At 68.2% G+C, this 15,611-nt stretch carries 13 protein-coding genes; 5 read left to right on the forward strand and 8 right to left on the reverse strand.

From position 1 onward, the window contains the following. Positions 1 to 30: 30 nt before the first annotated feature. A complete protein-coding gene (locus tag N2M23_RS06550) occupies positions 31 to 3,042 on the forward strand; it encodes an alpha-mannosidase (protein ID WP_265444194.1) in 3,012 nt (1,003 codons plus the stop codon). A 17-nt stretch (positions 3,043 to 3,059) separates the two neighbouring features. Here the strand turns inward: N2M23_RS06550 and N2M23_RS06555 are convergent, their stop codons facing one another. The 3 genes from N2M23_RS06555 to N2M23_RS06565 are packed head-to-tail and all read right to left on the reverse strand — an operon-like array spanning position 3,060 to position 6,110. After that, the gene (locus tag N2M23_RS06555; RefSeq protein WP_265444195.1) at positions 3,060 to 3,923 is read right to left on the reverse strand and encodes a carbohydrate ABC transporter permease; all 864 of its coding nucleotides are present in this window, start codon (positions 3,921 to 3,923) and stop codon (positions 3,060 to 3,062) included. Next, entirely contained in the window at positions 3,920 to 4,798 is an 879-nt protein-coding gene (locus tag N2M23_RS06560; RefSeq protein WP_265444196.1) for a carbohydrate ABC transporter permease, read from the reverse strand. The genes N2M23_RS06555 and N2M23_RS06560 overlap by 4 nt, the downstream gene beginning before the upstream one ends. 13 nt (positions 4,799 to 4,811) lie before the next feature. Beyond that, entirely contained in the window at positions 4,812 to 6,110 is a 1,299-nt protein-coding gene (locus tag N2M23_RS06565; RefSeq protein ID WP_265444197.1) for an ABC transporter substrate-binding protein, read from the reverse strand. 183 nt (positions 6,111 to 6,293) lie between these two features. Between N2M23_RS06565 and N2M23_RS06570 the strand changes: the two genes are divergently transcribed. Together N2M23_RS06570 and N2M23_RS06575 are read left to right on the forward strand one after the other, a co-directional pair. After that, the gene (locus tag N2M23_RS06570; protein ID WP_265444198.1) at positions 6,294 to 7,310 is read left to right on the forward strand and encodes a LacI family DNA-binding transcriptional regulator; all 1,017 of its coding nucleotides are present in this window, start codon (positions 6,294 to 6,296) and stop codon (positions 7,308 to 7,310) included. A 64-nt stretch (positions 7,311 to 7,374) separates the two neighbouring features. Further along, positions 7,375 to 8,559 (forward strand): glycoside hydrolase 5 family protein, encoded by a 1,185-nt coding sequence (locus tag N2M23_RS06575; protein ID WP_265444200.1) that lies wholly within the window; start codon positions 7,375 to 7,377, stop codon positions 8,557 to 8,559. A 142-nt stretch (positions 8,560 to 8,701) separates the two neighbouring features. On the opposite strand, the gene tsf is transcribed toward N2M23_RS06575, so the two are convergent. Both tsf and rpsB read right to left on the reverse strand, forming a co-directional pair. Beyond that, complete coding sequence (gene tsf, locus N2M23_RS06580; RefSeq protein ID WP_265444201.1) at positions 8,702 to 9,529, reverse strand: translation elongation factor Ts; 828 nt, start codon at positions 9,527 to 9,529, stop codon at positions 8,702 to 8,704. Positions 9,530 to 9,584: 55 nt separating this feature from the next. Continuing rightward, the gene (gene rpsB / locus N2M23_RS06585) at positions 9,585 to 10,508 is read right to left on the reverse strand and encodes a 30S ribosomal protein S2 (RefSeq protein ID WP_265444202.1); all 924 of its coding nucleotides are present in this window, start codon (positions 10,506 to 10,508) and stop codon (positions 9,585 to 9,587) included. A gap of 279 nt (positions 10,509 to 10,787) precedes the next feature. On the opposite strand from rpsB, the gene N2M23_RS06590 reads away from it, so the two are divergent. Next, positions 10,788 to 11,969 (forward strand): pyridoxal phosphate-dependent aminotransferase, encoded by a 1,182-nt coding sequence (locus N2M23_RS06590; protein WP_265444203.1) that lies wholly within the window; start codon positions 10,788 to 10,790, stop codon positions 11,967 to 11,969. Here N2M23_RS06590 and N2M23_RS06595 read toward each other — a convergent pair. Beyond that, entirely contained in the window at positions 11,958 to 12,986 is a 1,029-nt protein-coding gene (locus tag N2M23_RS06595; protein WP_265444205.1) for a DUF3152 domain-containing protein, read from the reverse strand. The genes N2M23_RS06590 and N2M23_RS06595 overlap by 12 nt on opposite strands. Positions 12,987 to 13,123: 137 nt before the next feature. Between N2M23_RS06595 and N2M23_RS06600 the strand changes: the two genes are divergently transcribed. Continuing rightward, entirely contained in the window at positions 13,124 to 13,633 is a 510-nt protein-coding gene (locus N2M23_RS06600; protein WP_265444207.1) for a M23 family metallopeptidase, read from the forward strand. 19 nt (positions 13,634 to 13,652) lie between these two features. Here the strand turns inward: N2M23_RS06600 and N2M23_RS06605 are convergent, their stop codons facing one another. Together N2M23_RS06605 and N2M23_RS06610 are read right to left on the reverse strand one after the other, a co-directional pair. Beyond that, on the reverse strand, positions 13,653 to 14,453 hold the full coding sequence (locus tag N2M23_RS06605; RefSeq protein ID WP_265444209.1) for a DUF3152 domain-containing protein: 801 nt from the start codon (positions 14,451 to 14,453) through the stop codon (positions 13,653 to 13,655). Between the two features lie 115 nt (positions 14,454 to 14,568). Further along, complete coding sequence (locus tag N2M23_RS06610) at positions 14,569 to 15,513, reverse strand: tyrosine recombinase XerC (RefSeq protein WP_425270197.1); 945 nt, start codon at positions 15,511 to 15,513, stop codon at positions 14,569 to 14,571. Between the last annotated feature and the right edge of the window lie 98 nt (positions 15,514 to 15,611).

The following is a 15,611-nucleotide window of genomic DNA, read 5'->3' on the forward strand; positions in this document are numbered from 1 at the left end:
CGCCTGTCACCTGAAAAGAGGAGCCACTTCGTGCACGACCGCCGATCCCTCACCGAGCACCGCATCGAGCGCGTGCTGAACGAACGTCTCAAGCCGGCCGTGCACCGCCGGGTCGGCGCCCTCGCCGTGCAGGCCTGGCACGTCGAGGGCGGGCAGGGTGAGCCCGTGCCGCCGAGCGCGGCGTTCGCCGCGTCATACCAGCCGTTCGCGGTGGGCGACCCGTGGGGACCGGCGTGGGGCACGACCTGGTTCCACATCACCGGCGATGCCCCCGCGGCCGACACGGCAGGTCCACTCGAGATCGTCTTCGACCTCGGCTGGGCCGACCACTCCCCCGGCTTCCAGGCCGAGGGCCTGGTCTACCGGCCCGACGGCACCGTCATCAAAGGCCTGAACCCGCGCAACGTGTGGATCCCGGTCGAGCCGGGCAAACCCATCGACCTGTATGTCGAGGCGGCCGCGAATCCGCTGATCCTGGAGATCGATCCGTTCCGTCCGACCAAACTCGGCGAGAAGACGACCGCCGGTGACGCTCCGCTCTACCGCCTGGCCCGCGCCGAGGTGTGCGTGCGCGACACCCAGGTGTGGGAGCTGGTCGCCGACATCGAGGTGCTCGACGGCCTGATGCGGTCGCTGCCGGAGCAGGACGGCTGGCGAATGGAGCTGCAGCTGGGGCTGGACCGCGCGCTCGACGTGGTCGACCTGCAGGACGTGCCGGGCTCGGCGGCAGCCGCCCGTGAGGTGCTGGCTCCGCTGCTGGCCCGCACGGCGAACCAGGGTGCGCACAAGATCAGCGCGGTCGGACACGCGCACATCGACTCCGCCTGGCTGTGGCCGGTGCGCGAGACCGTCCGCAAGGTCGCGCGCACGGTCTCCAATGTGACCAACCTGCTCGACAGCGACGACTCGCTGGTCTTTGCGATGTCGTCCGCGCAGCAATACGAGTGGATCGAGCGCGAGCGGCCCGAGGTCTTCGCCCGGCTCGTCGAGCACGTCAAGGGCGGGCGGTTCGTGCCGACCGGCGGCATGTGGGTCGAATCCGACACCAACATGGTCGGTGGCGAGGCAATGGCCCGGCAGTTTGTGATGGGCCAGGGCTACTTCCGCGAGAAGTTCGGGATCACCTGCTCGCAGGTGTGGCTACCGGACAGCTTCGGCTACTCGGCCGGACTGCCGCAGATCGTCAAGCAGGCCGGGCTGACTCACTTCCTGACCCAGAAGATCAGCTGGAACCAAAAGAACGTCTTCCCGCACCACACCTTCTGGTGGGAAGGCATCGACGGCACCCGGGTGTTCACCCACTTCCCGCCGGTCGACACCTACAACTCCGACCTGTCGAGTCGCGAACTTGCCCATGCCGCAAGCAATTTCCGCGACAAGGGCGCCACGTCATACTCGCTCGCACCGTTCGGTTGGGGTGACGGCGGGGGCGGTCCCACCCGTGAGATGCTGCAGCGCGCCGCCCGGACCAAGGATCTCGAGGGGTCGGCTCAGGTGAGCGTCGAATCGCCCTCGGCGTTCTTCACCAAGGCCGAGGCCGACTATCCGGATGCGCCGGTCTGGGCCGGCGAGCTCTACCTCGAGCTGCACCGCGGCACCTACACCAGCCAGGCGAAGACCAAGGCCGGCAACCGGCGCACCGAGCACCTGCTGCGCGAAGCCGAGCTGTGGGCGGCCACCGCTGCGGTGCGCGGACTGGCCGACTACCCGGCCGAGGACCTGAAACGACTCTGGAAAGTCGTGCTGCTACAGCAGTTCCACGACATCCTGCCGGGCAGCTCGATCGCCTGGGTGCACCGCGAGGCGGCCGACAACTACGCGGCCGTCGAGGCCGAACTCGAGGCGCTCATCGCCGACCGGCTGGCGGTGCTCGCCGGCGACGGTGACCAGCCGATCAGCTTCAACGCCACCCCCTTCGACGGTGCGGTGCCCGCGCTGTCCGGGGCCGTGCCGCAGCGGGCCGGCGCTCCGGTGCGGGTGGACGAGACCGGCGACGCCATCGTGCTCGACAACGGCGTCGTGACCGTCACCATCGACGCCACCGGCGTGGTCACCGGTCTGCTCGACCGGGCGACCGGACGGGACGTCGTGCCCGCCGGTGAGCGCGCGAATCTGCTGCAGCTGCACCAGGATTTCCCCAACATGTGGGACGCGTGGGACATCGACGAGTTCTACCGCAACACGGTGCGCGACCTGACCGAGCTCGATGAGCTCAAGGTCGACCTGGCCGACAACGGCTCCGCCGCGGTGACCGTACGCCGCTCGTTCGGCGAGTCCTCCGTCGTACAGACGATGGTGCTGCAACCGGGTGCCCGGCAGTTGGACTGCTCGGTCGACGTCGACTGGCACGAGCGCGAGACGGTGCTGAAGGCCGCCGTGCCGATCGACGTACACACCAAGGAGGCGGCGTTCGAGACGCAGTTCGGGCACCTGGTGCGACCGACCCACACCAACACCAGCTGGGACGCCGCCCGCTTCGAGGTCTGCGCGCATCGGTTCGTGCATGTTGCGGAGCGTGATTTCGGTGCGGCCGTAGTGAATTCGGCGACCTACGGGCACGACGTGACCCGGCACGAGAGCGCCGACGGCGGCACCTACTCGACCGTGCGCCTGTCGCTGCTGCGGGCGCCGCGCTTCCCCGACCCGGAAACCGACCAGGGGCCGCACGCGCGCAGTTACGCCATCGTCGTGGCGCCGGACGTGGCCGCCGCCGTCGACGCCGGCTACCGGATCAATCTGCCGGCCCGGCAGGTCACCGGTTCGCCGGTCGAGCCCCTGGTCCGTATCGGTGGCGAGGGCACGGCCGCGATCGAGGCGGTGAAGCTGGCCGAGGACGGCAGCGGCGACGTGATCGTGCGGGTCTACGAGCCACTCGGCGCCCGGACGAGAGTCACCCTGGAGCCCGGTTTCGAGCACACCGGCGCGCGCCAGGTGAACCTGCTCGAGGATGACGCCGAGGCAGACGGGATGTCGGTCGAGGACGGCCGAATCACCTTGTCGCTGCGGCCATTCCAGTTGGTGACGGTGCGTCTGGCGCGGTAAACGCGGTGAGGGAGCGGTCAGCCCTTGATGGCTCCCTCACCGACGCCGCGGAAGAAGTAGCGCTGAAGCACCGCGAAAATCACCAGGATCGGGATCAGTGCGATCATCGCACCGGCTGCGACCAGTCGTGGGTCGTTGACGAACGTGCCCTGCAGGTAGGCCAGGCCGACGGTGAGGGTCAGCTTGTCGGGGCTTTGCAGCACCAGCAGCGGCCAGAGGAAGTCGTCCCAGGCACCGATGAAGGTCAAGATGGTGATGATCGCCAGCGTCCCGACGACGTTGGGCAGCGCGATGTAGCGGAACCGCTGCCATACGTTTGCGCCGTCGACGATCGCCGCCTGATCGAGCTCTTCGGGGATCGCCATGAACGCGTTGCGCAGCAGCAGCACGTTGATCGCGCCGATGAGACCCGGCAGGGCTACGCCGACGAGCGAGTCGCCCAGGCCCAGCTTCACGATGGTCTGGAACTGACTGATGATCGTCGCCTCGGCCGGAAGCACCAGCGTTGACAGGAACAGGCCGAAGATCAGCTTGCGACCGCGAAACTTCAGCTTTGCCAACGCATATCCGGCGGCGGTTGCCCCCAGCAGATTGCCCACGATCTGCATCGCCGCGACGGTGACCGAGTTGCCGGCGAAGTGGTAGATCGGCACCGCGCGCGCGACCTCGGAGAAGTTGTCGAACGTCGGGTGCTGCGGCAGCAGACTCGGGGTCTGCGAATAGACGTCCTCCGCCTTGGATTTCAGCGACGTCGACAGCTCCCACAGGATCGGACCGACGCTGATCGCCGCGACCAGCAGAAGCAACAGGTAGCGTCCCGCGGTCGACCAACGGCGGCTGCGACGGACCGACGAGGTGGCGATCCGGTGCTCGGCGCTCATTCGTCGACCTTCCGGTTGAAGCGGGCAAGCAACGCCATCGGTGGCAGCGTGATCAGGAAGAGGAGCACGCTGAGCGCGGAGGCGTATCCGAGGCGGCCGTCCGCCCCCGCTGCCGAGCTTTGGATCAGGAAGACCACCGACACGTCCTGCCCGCCGACACCACCGGTCTTGCCGCCGAGGATGTAGAGCTCGGTGAAGATGCGCATCGCCGAGACCATGACCAGGATCGCGACCAGCACCATGGTGCGCCGTACACCTGGCACGGTCACGCTCCAGAACCGCCGGATCGGCCCGGCGCCGTCGACCGCGGCCGCCTCGTGCAGCTGCGGATCGACGTTACCCAGGGCCGACAGGTAGAGCACCATGTAGTAGCCGAGTCCCTTCCAGACGGTCAGCGAGATCGCCGAGAAGAGCAGTAGCCACCGCCCGGAGAGGAACGGCACCGCATCCTGGATGATGCCCGCGTGCTGTGCCCAACCGTTGATCAGCCCGCGGTCGTCCAGCAGGAACTTCCAGATGACCGCGACCGCGACCGCCGAGGCGATCACCGGGAAGTAGAAGATCGTCCGGAAGATCGCCAGTCCGCGCAGCGGCTTCTCGGCGAGTATGGCGATAAGCAGCGGCAAGAAGGTGAGCAGCGGGACGCAGACCACAACGTAGACAACGGTATTCAGCAACGCCGAGCGCAGCTGCGGATCGTCGAGGAGTTGCCGGTAGTTCGCCAGACCGACGATCTTGCCGCCGCTCAGCGTGCGCACGTCGGTGAACGACAGGAAGAAGGTGTTGACCGCCGGCCACAGCGCGAAGACGCACAGGATGACCAACGCGGGCAACACCATGATCCACGGCGTGAACCAGCGGTGGGTGCGAACCATCGAGTGGTGTTCCTTACTTGCTGAGCAGCGAATTCGCCTTGTTCACCGCGTTGTCCAGCGCCTGCTTCGGCGTCTGCTTACCGGTCATCGCAAGGGCGATCTGCTGGTCCAGGTAGTCGGAGTCCTGCTGGTCCCACTGCGGCGCACCCAGGCTCTTGGCCTTCGGCAGCGCCCGCGCGCCGAGGACGGCCGCGTCACCCGCGGGTGTGCCGTCCGACTTGGTGAACTGCGGATCCGACTGTGCCGCTTGGGTGCCCGGCAGGAAGCCCTTGGCGACATCGACGAAGGCGGTCTGGTTGGCGTTGTTGGTGACGAACTGGGCGAAGGCCAGTGCCAGCGCCGGCCTCTTGCTCTTGGCGGACACCGAGATGCCTTGGCTGTAAAGCGGTGCGACGTCGATCGCGGGTGAGCCGATGACCTTGGGCGCCAGTGTCGGGGCGTCGGTCTTCAGGCTGGTGATGTAGTAACCGGTGCTGGTGGTCCAGCCGACCTGCTGCTTCTTGAACAACGCGTCGTTGCCCTGGTAGTCGCTGCTCAGCACCTCGCGCGGCATGTAGCCCGACTTGTACGCATCGGCGTACTTGCTGATCAGTGCTGCCGCGGCGTCGGTGTTGAAGGTGAATTTCGTGCCGTCGGAGTTCATGATCGGCGCACCGGTCGCCATGATGTCGTAGAGGTTGGGCTTGCGGCTCATCAGATATTGCTTGCCGCCGGTCGCGTCGTGCACCTTCTTCGCCGCGGCGACGAGCCCGTCGAACGTCGTCGGCAGGTTCCTCGTGTCGAGGCCCGCCTTCTTCAGGATGTCGGTATTCCAGTAGCTGACGTCGGTGCCGAGATACCAGGGGTAGGCGTAGGTGCCGTCGACGCCCTTGTAGGTGTAGTCGGCCAGTCCCGACTTGACGTAGGTCTGGTTGATCTTCGGGTCGCTCTTGGCCAGGTTGAGCAGCGCACCCGACTTCACCCCGGCGAAGGCTATGTCCGGCGGCAGGTTGACCACGTCCGGCAGGCTGTTGCTGCTGATCTGGCTGGACACCTTGTCGGCGTAACCGTCGCCCGGCTGGTCGACCCAGTTGACCTTGGTGCCCGGGTGCTGCTTCTCGAAGTCGGCGATCAACTTGGTGAAGTACGGCGTGAACTTGTCGTTCTTCAGGGCCCAGGTCTGGAAGTTGATCGTGCCGGACAACTTCGCGCTGCTGTCGACCGACTGCTGCACCTTGCTGCTGTTCGCCGACGAGCCGCCGGAGCCGAGGCCGCAGCCGGCGAGGGCGACCACCGCGACTGATCCCAGCGCTGCCACCTTGAAAAGCTTCATCGAGTCCACTCCTCCACGAGTGAGATCGGCGCGTGCCACGTCCCGGGTGACGCAGTCCACAAAACCGGTCTAGTTCATCGAACTATCGCGAGCGAAGATTGTGCTGTCAAGCAGATCCGGGTAGAACCATCGGTATCAGCCGCCGGCCCGAAGCGCCGCTCGGCGCAGCACGAAGGGGTTCTCATGGCGCGACCGACGATCGCCGACATCGCCCGGGAGGCCGGCGTCTCCAAGGGCGCGGTGTCGTTCGCGTTGAACGGCCGGCCCGGTGTCAGCGACGAGACCCGCAAGCGCATCCTCGAGATCGTGGAGCGCCGGCAGTGGCGACCGCACAGCGCCGCGCGCGCTCTCGGCCGGTCGTCCACGGGCCTGGTTGGTCTGGTCTCCGCACGCCCGGCACGCACCCTGGGCGTCGAGCCCTTCTTCGCCCAGCTGATCTCCGGGCTACAGGCGGGGCTTTCGGCGCACGGTGTCGGGCTGCAGCTGATGGTGGTCGAGGACACCGAAGCCGAGCTCGAGGTCTATCGCAGCTGGGCAGCCGAGAACCGCGTTGACGGCGTCGTCCTGCTCGACCTGTTGACGCCCGATCCACGCATCGCCGAGCTCGACCGCATTGGGTTGCCGGCCGTCGCACTTGGCGATCCCGCACGGGGACAACGCATTTCGACCGTTGTCGCCGACGACCGAGCGGCCACCCGCACCATCGCGGAGTACCTCGCAGCATTGGGACACACCCGCATCCACCACATTGCCGGCCTGCCGTCGTTGCGCCACACGCGGCGCCGGATCGGTGCCCTCAAATCAGCCGCCGACACACTGGGTCTGCAGGTCGCGACCACCACGACCGACTTCTCCGACACCGAGGGTGCAGCGGCCACGCGTGCCGCGCTGACCGCCCGGCCAACGCCCTCCGCACTGATCTTCGACAGCGACCTGATGGCGGTCGCCGGGTTGGGAGTCGCGATGGAGATGGGCCGATCCGTGCCTCGCGACCTGTCGATCGTGTCGTTCGACGACTCGGTGCTGGCACGACTCATGCACCCGTCGCTCACTGCCCTGTCGCGTGACACCTTCGCACTCGGCGAGCAGGTCGCCGACTGCCTCATGCAGACCGTCGCCGCACCGACAACGCCGGTACGCATGCAGGCGTCCGTGCCGCAACTCGTGGTGCGAGAGAGCACCACGCCTCCACAGAGCTGACCGGCTCGAGACGAGATCGTTCCGGCGGTTGCCGAGCGCGCTAAACCGTTCTAGGGTCTGCGCCATGTCCGAGGTCTCCCCCGCCGACCGTCCGCTTCGCTTCGGCGCCAACTACGTGCCGTCCCGTGGCTGGTTCTACAGCTGGCTCGACCTGGACACCGACGCGGTGCGCCGCGACCTGGCCGACCTCGCCTCGCTCGGCATGGACCACGTGCGCATCTTCCCCATCTGGCCGTGGATCCAGCCGGGCCGCGGCCATCTGCGCACGTCGGCTATCGCCGACGTACGCACCGTCATACGCCTTGCTGGCGAGAGTGGCCTCGAGGTGTCGGTCGATCTGCTCCAGGGCCACCTGTCCAGCTTCGACTTCCTGCCGTCCTGGATGCGCACCTGGCACGACGGCAGCCTGTTCGTCGATCAACGGGTGCGCGACGGCGCGCGCTGCTACGCGCAGGCCCTGACCGCCCAGGTCGTGCAGGAGCCGAACGTCTTCGCCGTCACCATCGGCAACGAGGTCAACAACCTGTGGCCGGCCAACTCCACGACGCTCGACGAGTCGACCGGATGGGCCGACGAAATCGTCACTGCGGTAAGGGAAGTCGCGGACGGGCGGCAGGTCATCTATTCCTTGTATGACGATGCGCTCTACGCGCCGGACCACCCGTTCGCACCGAGCGACCCGGCTCGTTTCGGCGACCAGACCGCGGTGCATTCGTGGGTGTTCAACGGCAGCGCACTGGACGGCCCGACCGGGCCGACCACAACCAGTCACGCCGCCTATCTCGCGTCATTGGCCGCGGCGTGCGGACCGGCTGACCGGCCCATCTGGCTGCAGGAGGTCGGTGCGCCCACCGCGGAGGTGCCGGTCGCCGAAGCCGAGGAGTTCGCCGGCCGCACGGTCGCCTGCGCGACGGCGCTGCCGACGCTGACCGGCATCACCTGGTGGTGTTCGCACGACATCGACCGGGCACAGCTCGACTTCCCCGAGCGCGAGTACGACCTCGGCCTGGTCACCGTCGACCACCGGATCAAACCGCTCGCCTACGCGCTGCGCGATGCCGTGCAAGAGGCCCGACGCACCCCTGCCCCGTCCCCGCCGGTCACGATCGCCGCGCCCGTCGACATCGTCGCGGAACCGAAGCGGCGAGCAGAGGTCGCACCCGGCAGCGCGTTCCACCGTGCTTGGGTCGAGGCCGGCCGGCAGCCAGACGGCACCGTCATACCGGCTCGAATTGTGTTGCCGGAGTAGGGGCGAGTAGAGCGCACACGTCGCAACCGTCGCGACGATTTCGCACGCCCTACGGCCAGCCCGGTTTCGCGCGCAGGCCGCAGACGCAAACCGGCCCTGACGAGCAACAGCTCGTCAGGGCCGGTTTGACCTACGCGTGTCGTCAGACGCCGACCTTGAAGCGGAGGAAGCCGGTCACTTCCGCACCCGCCTCCTCGGCGACCTTCTGCACGGTCTTCTTCGTGTCCTTGGCGAACGGCTGCTCCAGCAGGACGTTCTCCTTGAAGTACCCGTTGACCCGGCCCTCGATGATCTTCGGCAGGGCCGCCTCGGGCTTGCCCTCTTCCTTGGCGGTTGCCTCGGCCACGCGGCGTTCGTTCTCGACGGTCTCGGCGTCGATCTCGTCGCGGGTCAGCACGGTCGGGCTGAACGCCGCGATGTGCATCGCGACGTCCTTGGCGGTCTGCTCGTCGCCACCCTTGGTGGCCACGAGCACGCCGATCTGAGCCGGCAGGTCGGGGCTGGTCTTGTGCAGGTAGGCGACGACGGTCTCACCCTCGAGACGACCGACCCGGCGCACCTCGATCTTCTCGCCGATGGTCGCACCGGCCTGGTCGAGCATGTCCTGCACGGTGCCGCCGTCGACGGTCGACTCCAGCAGGCTCTGTGCGTCAGTGGCCTTGGCGGCGACGGCCTGCGCCAGCACCTTGTCTGCCAGCTCGATGAACTTGTCACCCTTGGCGACGAAGTCGGTCTCGCAGTTGATCTCCAGCAGCGTGCCCACGCCGCCCTCGACCTTGGCGGTGACCAGACCGTTGGAGGCCGAGCGGCCCTCACGCTTGGTGACGCCCTTCAGGCCCTTGACCCGCAGGATCTCGGTGGCCTTGCCCTTGTCGCCGTCTGCCTCGTCGAGCGCCTTCTTGACGTCGAGCATGCCGGCACCGGTCTGCTCGCGCAGGGCCTTGATGTCGGCAGCGGTGTAGTTGGCCATGTGTGTGCTTCGCTCCTTCGCGAACTGATGAGGATGGGTGAGGTGGCCGGACGGCTCAGGCCTCGGCAATTTCCTCGGCGGCCTTCTCGGTCGCCTCGGCAACGGCGGCCTGCTCGGCCGGGTCGGCGACATCCGCGGCGGCGGTCGCGTCAGCGGCCTCCTTCACCGAGGTGGGGCCGGTCTCGACGTCGGTCTTGGCGGCGGCGTCCTCGGAGGCGAGCAGCTCGCGCTCCCACTCGGCCATCGGCTCGGCCTCGGCGCCCTCGGCCTCGGCACCCGAACGGCCCTGCGAGCGCGAGATCAGGCCCTCGGCGACAGCGTCGGCGACCACGCGGGTCAGCAGGGTGACCGAACGAATCGCGTCGTCGTTGCCCGGGATCTTGTAGTCGACCTCGTCGGGGTCGCAGTTGGTGTCGAGGATCGCGACGACCGGGATGTTGAGCTTGCGCGCCTCGGTGACCGCGAGGTGCTCCTTCTTGGTGTCGACGACCCAGACCGCCGACGGCACCTTGGCCATGTCGCGGATGCCGCCCAGGGTGCGCTCCAGCTTGTCCTTCTCCCGCTTGAGGACCAGGAGCTCCTTCTTGGTGCGACCCGAACCCGCCACGTCGTCGTAGTCGATCTCCTCGAGCTCCTTGAGCCGGGCGAGACGCTTGTGGACGGTGTTGAAGTTGGTCAGCATGCCACCGAGCCAGCGGTGGTTGACATAGGGCATGCCCACGCGGGTGGCCTGCTCGGCGATCGACTCCTGCGCCTGCTTCTTGGTGCCGACGAACAGCACGGTGCCGCCGTGGGCGACCGTTGCCTTGATGAACTCGAACGCGTCGCCGATGTAGGTCAGCGACTGCTGCAGGTCGATGATGTAGATGCCGTTGCGCTCGGTCAGGATGAAGCGCTTCATCTTCGGGTTCCAGCGACGGGTCTGGTGCCCGAAGTGGACGCCGCTCTCCAGGAGCTGGCGGGTGGTGACGACGGCCATGCCGAAGTCCTTTCTTGTCAAGGGTTTCCAGTTGTCTTCACGAGCACCAGTGGTGGTCTCGCAAACCTGGCGCCCTGACGGACCCGGACCGTCATACCAAGGTCGTATGACGAACTGGCGGGTCTGCCCCGGAGTCCCCGCGATGCGAGGAGCGCCGGCCAAGGACGCGCGAATTCGACCCGCGAACCTCCATCGATGATGAAGTCACGCGAGTCGTGCTTCACAGGATACGGGAAAGGCCCTGATCACCGCGAATCGGTGCGTCATTAGCATCGGTTCATGACTTCCGTCGCCGGGCCGGATCCGCTTATCGCACGCATGCAAGGCTTCGGGGCGACAATCTTCGGGCAGATGTCGGCGCTCGCGGCCCGCACCGGGGCGATCAACCTCGGGCAGGGCTTCCCGGACACCGACGGCCCGGGCGAGGTGCTCACCGCCGCGAAGACGGCCATCGACGATGGGTTCAATCAGTATCCGCCGGCACGCGGCATACCCGATCTGCGTGCCGCGATCGCCGAGCACCAGCGCCGGTTCTACGACCTGCAGCTCGACGCCGACCGGCAGGTGCTGGTCACCGTCGGCGCCACCGAGGCGATCGCATCCGCAGTGCTCGCACTGTGCGAACCGGGCGACGAGGTGGTCACCTTCGAGCCCTACTACGACTCGTATGCCGCGACGATCGCGCTCGCCGGCGCCACCCGACGGACCAGCGTGCTGCGCTTTCCCGACTTCGCGGTCGACGAGGAGTCGCTGCGGTCGGCGTTCTCCCCGCGCACCCGGTTGGTGCTGCTCAACACCCCGCACAACCCGACCGGGAAGGTCTTCACCAGGGCCGAGCTGGAGCTGATCGCCGGCCTGGCACGCGAGCTCGACGCGATCGTGGTGACCGACGAGGTCTACGAGCACCTCACCTTCGACGGTGCCGAGCACATCCCGATGGCGACGCTGCCGGGCATGTTCGAGCGGACGCTCACGATCAGCTCGGGCGGCAAGACGTTCTCCACCACCGGGTGGAAGGTCGGCTGGCTGACCGGCCCGGAGGCGCTCGTCACCGCGTGCGCGACAGTCAAGCAGTTCCTGACGTATGTCGGCAGCGGCCCCTTCCAACCGGCGATCGCGGCCGGGCTGCGGCTCGACGACGACTTCTACCGCACTCTCGCGGCCACCATGCAGCAGGCCCGCGACATACTCACCGGCGGCCTGGTCGACTCCGGCCTGACGGTCAGCCGCCCGGCCGGCACCTACTTCGCGATCGCCGACGCGGCAGCGCTCGGCGCGACCGACGGCGTCGATTTCTGCTGGCAATTGCCGGACCTGTGCGGCGTGGTGGGCGTGCCGGTGTCCGTCTTCTGTGACGACAAGGATGCCGCTCGCACGCTCGTGCGGTTCGCCTTCTGCAAGCGCCCCGAGGTGCTCACCGAGGCGGCCGCCAGACTGGCTCGCTTGTGCTCAGCCGACTGACGTCGAGGTCGCGGAACCCTGCTGACCCGAGGGTTCGCCAAGTGCCTTCTGCAGCTCGGCGGGTCCGAGCACCCACGGCCACGGCGTGCAACCGGCGAGTGGCTTGGTCTGATCCTGCATCACCGACGCCGGCCGGCCGGACCCACTGCAGCCCACTTCGCGTTTGCCCAGCGCCAGACCGATCTCGTGGTTGAACGCGTAGAGCTGGAAGGACGGGATGTCCTTGCCGAATGCCGCCGGGGGCGAGATCAGTGCACGGGTGCTGATGTAGCGGGTGTTGCCTTTGCCGCAGAGCAATTCGCTTGCACCGCAACGCTTTTCGATCATCGCCGGACTCACCACTGCGATCACGAAGGTGGGCTTGCGGCCGCTTGACACTTGCTCCGGGGTGAGCGCCTGTAGGTTGACGCCCGGCTGGCTGGGCCAGCCGATCTGCGGGTTCAGCACGGTCGCGGCAAGCGGGGTGAGCTGCGCCGCGCTGAGGCCGGATTTGTCTTCCAGCTGCACCGAGAACGTAATCGCGCGACCGGTCGGGCCGGACGACGGCGAGGGGCTGCCGGGCGGGAGACTGAACGAGATCGGGCTGAGCGTGCCCGCACCAGAAGCCGGCACCGTCGACGGCGCCGCTTGCGGCTGTCCAGGTTGCGTTGTCCCAGGCAGCAGACTGCTCGGGACCGGGGTGAACGCAGGCTTCGACACGTCCGAACGCACCCGCCATACACCGAACGCGGCCGCGGCCAGGGCGGCGACGAGCACTGCGATACCGAGCACGCGCAGGCGCCGGGTCCGCCGCTGCGTGACGGTCTCGCCGACCGGCGGCAGTTTGACCTTGCCCTGCTCGCGCGCCGCGGTGCCTTCGCGCAGTTCCCGCAGCTCCCGTCGGGTCGGCAGCCGGTCGCTCGCCCGCGGCGCGGGCCGGGCAGGGGCCGACGGGAGGTCCTGGTGCTCGAACGGGTTGTCGACGACACGTCGTCGCGCTCGACGGGACTCCTCTCCCGCGGGTGGTTGCTCACTCATCGCAGGGACCACCGTAGGACACCGGACCGTAAGTTCAATCCGTTCGCCGTCCACATCCCCGCCGTCAGGCGACGCGCTGTCCCCAGGTGACCTGTTCCATCGTGTTCGGCCGACGCTGAGGAGCCGACCATGCAGGTATGTCGATCCGATGGAGATCTCTTGCCTTCTCGGCGCTCTCCGCGGCGGTCAGTCTGGCCACCACTGCGGCGCCGAGTCCCGCACCCAGGCCGGTTTCCGGCTTCACCTGGCCGCTGTCGCCGCAGCCCTCCGTCGCCCGACCGTTCGAGGCGCCGCCCGCGCCGTGGGCCGCCGGACACCGAGGTGTGGACCTGAGGGGAGGAGCCGGGCAACCGGTGCTTGCCGCCGGCGCCGGCCGGGTCTCCTTCTCCGGTGTGATCGCCGGCCGAGGCGTCGTCACGGTGCAGCACTCGGGTGGTCGCCGGACCACCTACGAACCGGTCGACGACCGGGATCCCGTCGGCACGGTTGAGCAACCCGGTGATCGCATCGGCACGCTGGCGTCGTCCGGAAGTCATTGCGCACCTGCGGCTTGCCTGCACTGGGGCCTGATCCTCGGAGCCGAGGAGTATCGAGACCCGTTGACGTTGCTCGGTTTTCGCCGTCCCCGGCTACTGCCGCTCGGCTGAGCCGCGCACTTGGGCGGTGTTACCTGCCCGCGGCCGGTTGCTTCGGCCAGGACCAGGGCTTGCAACCGTCCAGGCCCAAGGTCTGCTGCAGCATGATCGGTGCTGGCGCACCCGGCTTGGGGCACTTCTGATGACCATGGCCGAGGGTGTGGCCGACCTCGTGGTTGACCATGTAGTCGCGGTAGCTCGCGAGGTCGTTGCCGAAATAGCTGACGCCGTTCATCCAGAGCCGGTAGTTGAGCACGGCGTGGCCGCCAGTCGCGCACGAGGTGCGGCCGTGGGTCTCCAGGGGCGCACACTGGGTGTCGACCTGATGCGGGCTGACCAGACGAATCACCAGCTCCGGCTTCTTGCCGTCCTTGCGCTGGGCCGGGGTGACCTGTTCGAAGCGCACGTGGTCGACCCCCTGCCAACCGCGTGCGTCGAGCAACGCGTCGCCCACGTCCCGTGCGGTCGCGGCGAGATCGGCGTGCAGGCCGCCCTCCACCTCGAGCGAGTAGGTCACTACTCGTCCGGTCTTGGCCGTGGTGCGCTGCGGGACGGCTACTGGGCTGAACTTGCCGGTGCCGTTCTCCGGCACCGCGACCGGTGACCGGGCAGACCGGCCCGCGGTGTCAGTCGGGTTGGTCCGGTTCGTCACCGAAGACGACGTTGGGCCGGTGCCGCCGGATTCGTTGACTCGGGGCGCCGCTGCCCCGGTGACCTCGCCCTCCGCGGGCGGCCCGGCCGCTCGGCCACGCACCTGGCTGTCGCCCACGAGGTAACCGATCAGCGCGCTGAGCAGGCCGAGCACGACAACTGTGGAGACGACCGTCCGCATCAGGCGCGCCTGCTGGTCCGGCCGGCCGTGAGTCTCCCGCCGAGTTGGGGCGGCACGGTGTCGGGGGGTTGCGGTCCGGACCTGACCGGTCGGGTCGGTGTCGGGGGGCGTCAGGTCAGGCACGTGGGTGCGCCTGGTTGAAGGAACGCCGCAGCCGTTCGACCGAGACGTGGGTGTAGACCTGAGTAGTGGCAAGACTCGCGTGACCGAGCAGCTCCTGGACCATTCTGATGTCGGCGCCGCCCTCCAACAGGTGGGTTGCCGCGCTGTGCCGCAGGCCGTGCGGCCCGAGGTCGGGTGCGCCGTCGAGTTCGCCGAGCAGCTGGTGCACCGAGCTGCGCACCGTGCGTGGATCGACGCGTCCGCCACGACGTCCGAGAAAGAGCGCGGGCCCCGATCGTGCGGTCACCAGCTGCGGCCGCCCGGCAGTGAGCCAGACATCAAGTGCCTCGGCCGCGGGCCTGCCGTAGGGCACGGTGCGTTCCTTGTCGCCCTTGCCGATCACTCGCATGAGTTGCTGCCGTCGGTCGACATCGTCGATGTCGAGTCCGACCAGTTCCCCGACTCGGATGCCACTGGCATAGAGCAGTTCGAGCACGGCCCGATCGCGCTGGTGCACCGGGTCGGCATCGTCGGCGGCGACGCCGGCGATGCCGAGCAGGTCACTCGCCTGCTCCCGGCGCAGCACATCGGGCAGCGTCCGGGTCCGCTTCGGCGCGACCAGTCGCTGCGACGGGTCCCGGTTGAGCTTCCCGGTGCGCGTCGCCCAGGCGAAGAAGCCTCGGACCGCAGCCGATCGCCGCGCGAGCGTGGCGCGACTGGCCCCGGCAGCGTCCAGGTGGGCGAGCCAGGACCGCAGGTCGGCGAGCGTGACCTCCGTCCAGGCATCGACCCCCTGCTCCTGCAGGAACGCTTCGAGACTGCGCAGATCGGTCAGATAACCGCGCACGGTGTGCTCGGACCGGCTGCGTTCGGACCGCAGGTGCCGCTCGTATGCCGCGACCGTCGCGCTGTCTGCGAGCTGGGGGACGCGGGTCACGACGCACAGGTTATCGACCATGGCCGGTGTGCAGGCGTGCGACGCCGCCCGCGTGTCTGACTCAGAAGGCACTAGCGCCGGCGACCTCACCGGTTAACGCCCAGAGGCGCTCGGCCGAC

This window comes from Flexivirga meconopsidis (assembly GCF_026162425.1).
GTDB lineage: Bacteria > Actinomycetota > Actinomycetes > Actinomycetales > Dermatophilaceae > Flexivirga > Flexivirga meconopsidis.

What these genes read in the sequence shown, in the direction of transcription:
- N2M23_RS06570 (WP_265444198.1), top strand. Translation starts at nt 6,294, where the DNA reads ATGGCGCGACCGACGATCGCCGACATCGCCCGGGAGGCCGGCGTCTCC.
- N2M23_RS06565 (WP_265444197.1), bottom strand. Translation starts at nt 6,110, where the DNA reads ATGAAGCTTTTCAAGGTGGCAGCGCTGGGATCAGTCGCGGTGGTCGCC.
- N2M23_RS06575 (WP_265444200.1), top strand. Translation starts at nt 7,375, where the DNA reads ATGTCCGAGGTCTCCCCCGCCGACCGTCCGCTTCGCTTCGGCGCCAAC.
- N2M23_RS06600 (WP_265444207.1), top strand. Translation starts at nt 13,124, where the DNA reads ATGTCGATCCGATGGAGATCTCTTGCCTTCTCGGCGCTCTCCGCGGCG.
- N2M23_RS06560 (WP_265444196.1), bottom strand. Translation starts at nt 4,798, where the DNA reads ATGGTTCGCACCCACCGCTGGTTCACGCCGTGGATCATGGTGTTGCCC.
- N2M23_RS06605 (WP_265444209.1), bottom strand. Translation starts at nt 14,453, where the DNA reads ATGCGGACGGTCGTCTCCACAGTTGTCGTGCTCGGCCTGCTCAGCGCG.
- N2M23_RS06555 (WP_265444195.1), bottom strand. Translation starts at nt 3,923, where the DNA reads ATGAGCGCCGAGCACCGGATCGCCACCTCGTCGGTCCGTCGCAGCCGC.
- N2M23_RS06590 (WP_265444203.1), top strand. Translation starts at nt 10,788, where the DNA reads ATGACTTCCGTCGCCGGGCCGGATCCGCTTATCGCACGCATGCAAGGC.
- rpsB (WP_265444202.1), bottom strand. Translation starts at nt 10,508, where the DNA reads ATGGCCGTCGTCACCACCCGCCAGCTCCTGGAGAGCGGCGTCCACTTC.
- tsf (WP_265444201.1), bottom strand. Translation starts at nt 9,529, where the DNA reads ATGGCCAACTACACCGCTGCCGACATCAAGGCCCTGCGCGAGCAGACC.
- N2M23_RS06610 (WP_425270197.1), bottom strand. Translation starts at nt 15,513, where the DNA reads ATGGTCGATAACCTGTGCGTCGTGACCCGCGTCCCCCAGCTCGCAGAC.
- N2M23_RS06595 (WP_265444205.1), bottom strand. Translation starts at nt 12,986, where the DNA reads ATGAGTGAGCAACCACCCGCGGGAGAGGAGTCCCGTCGAGCGCGACGA.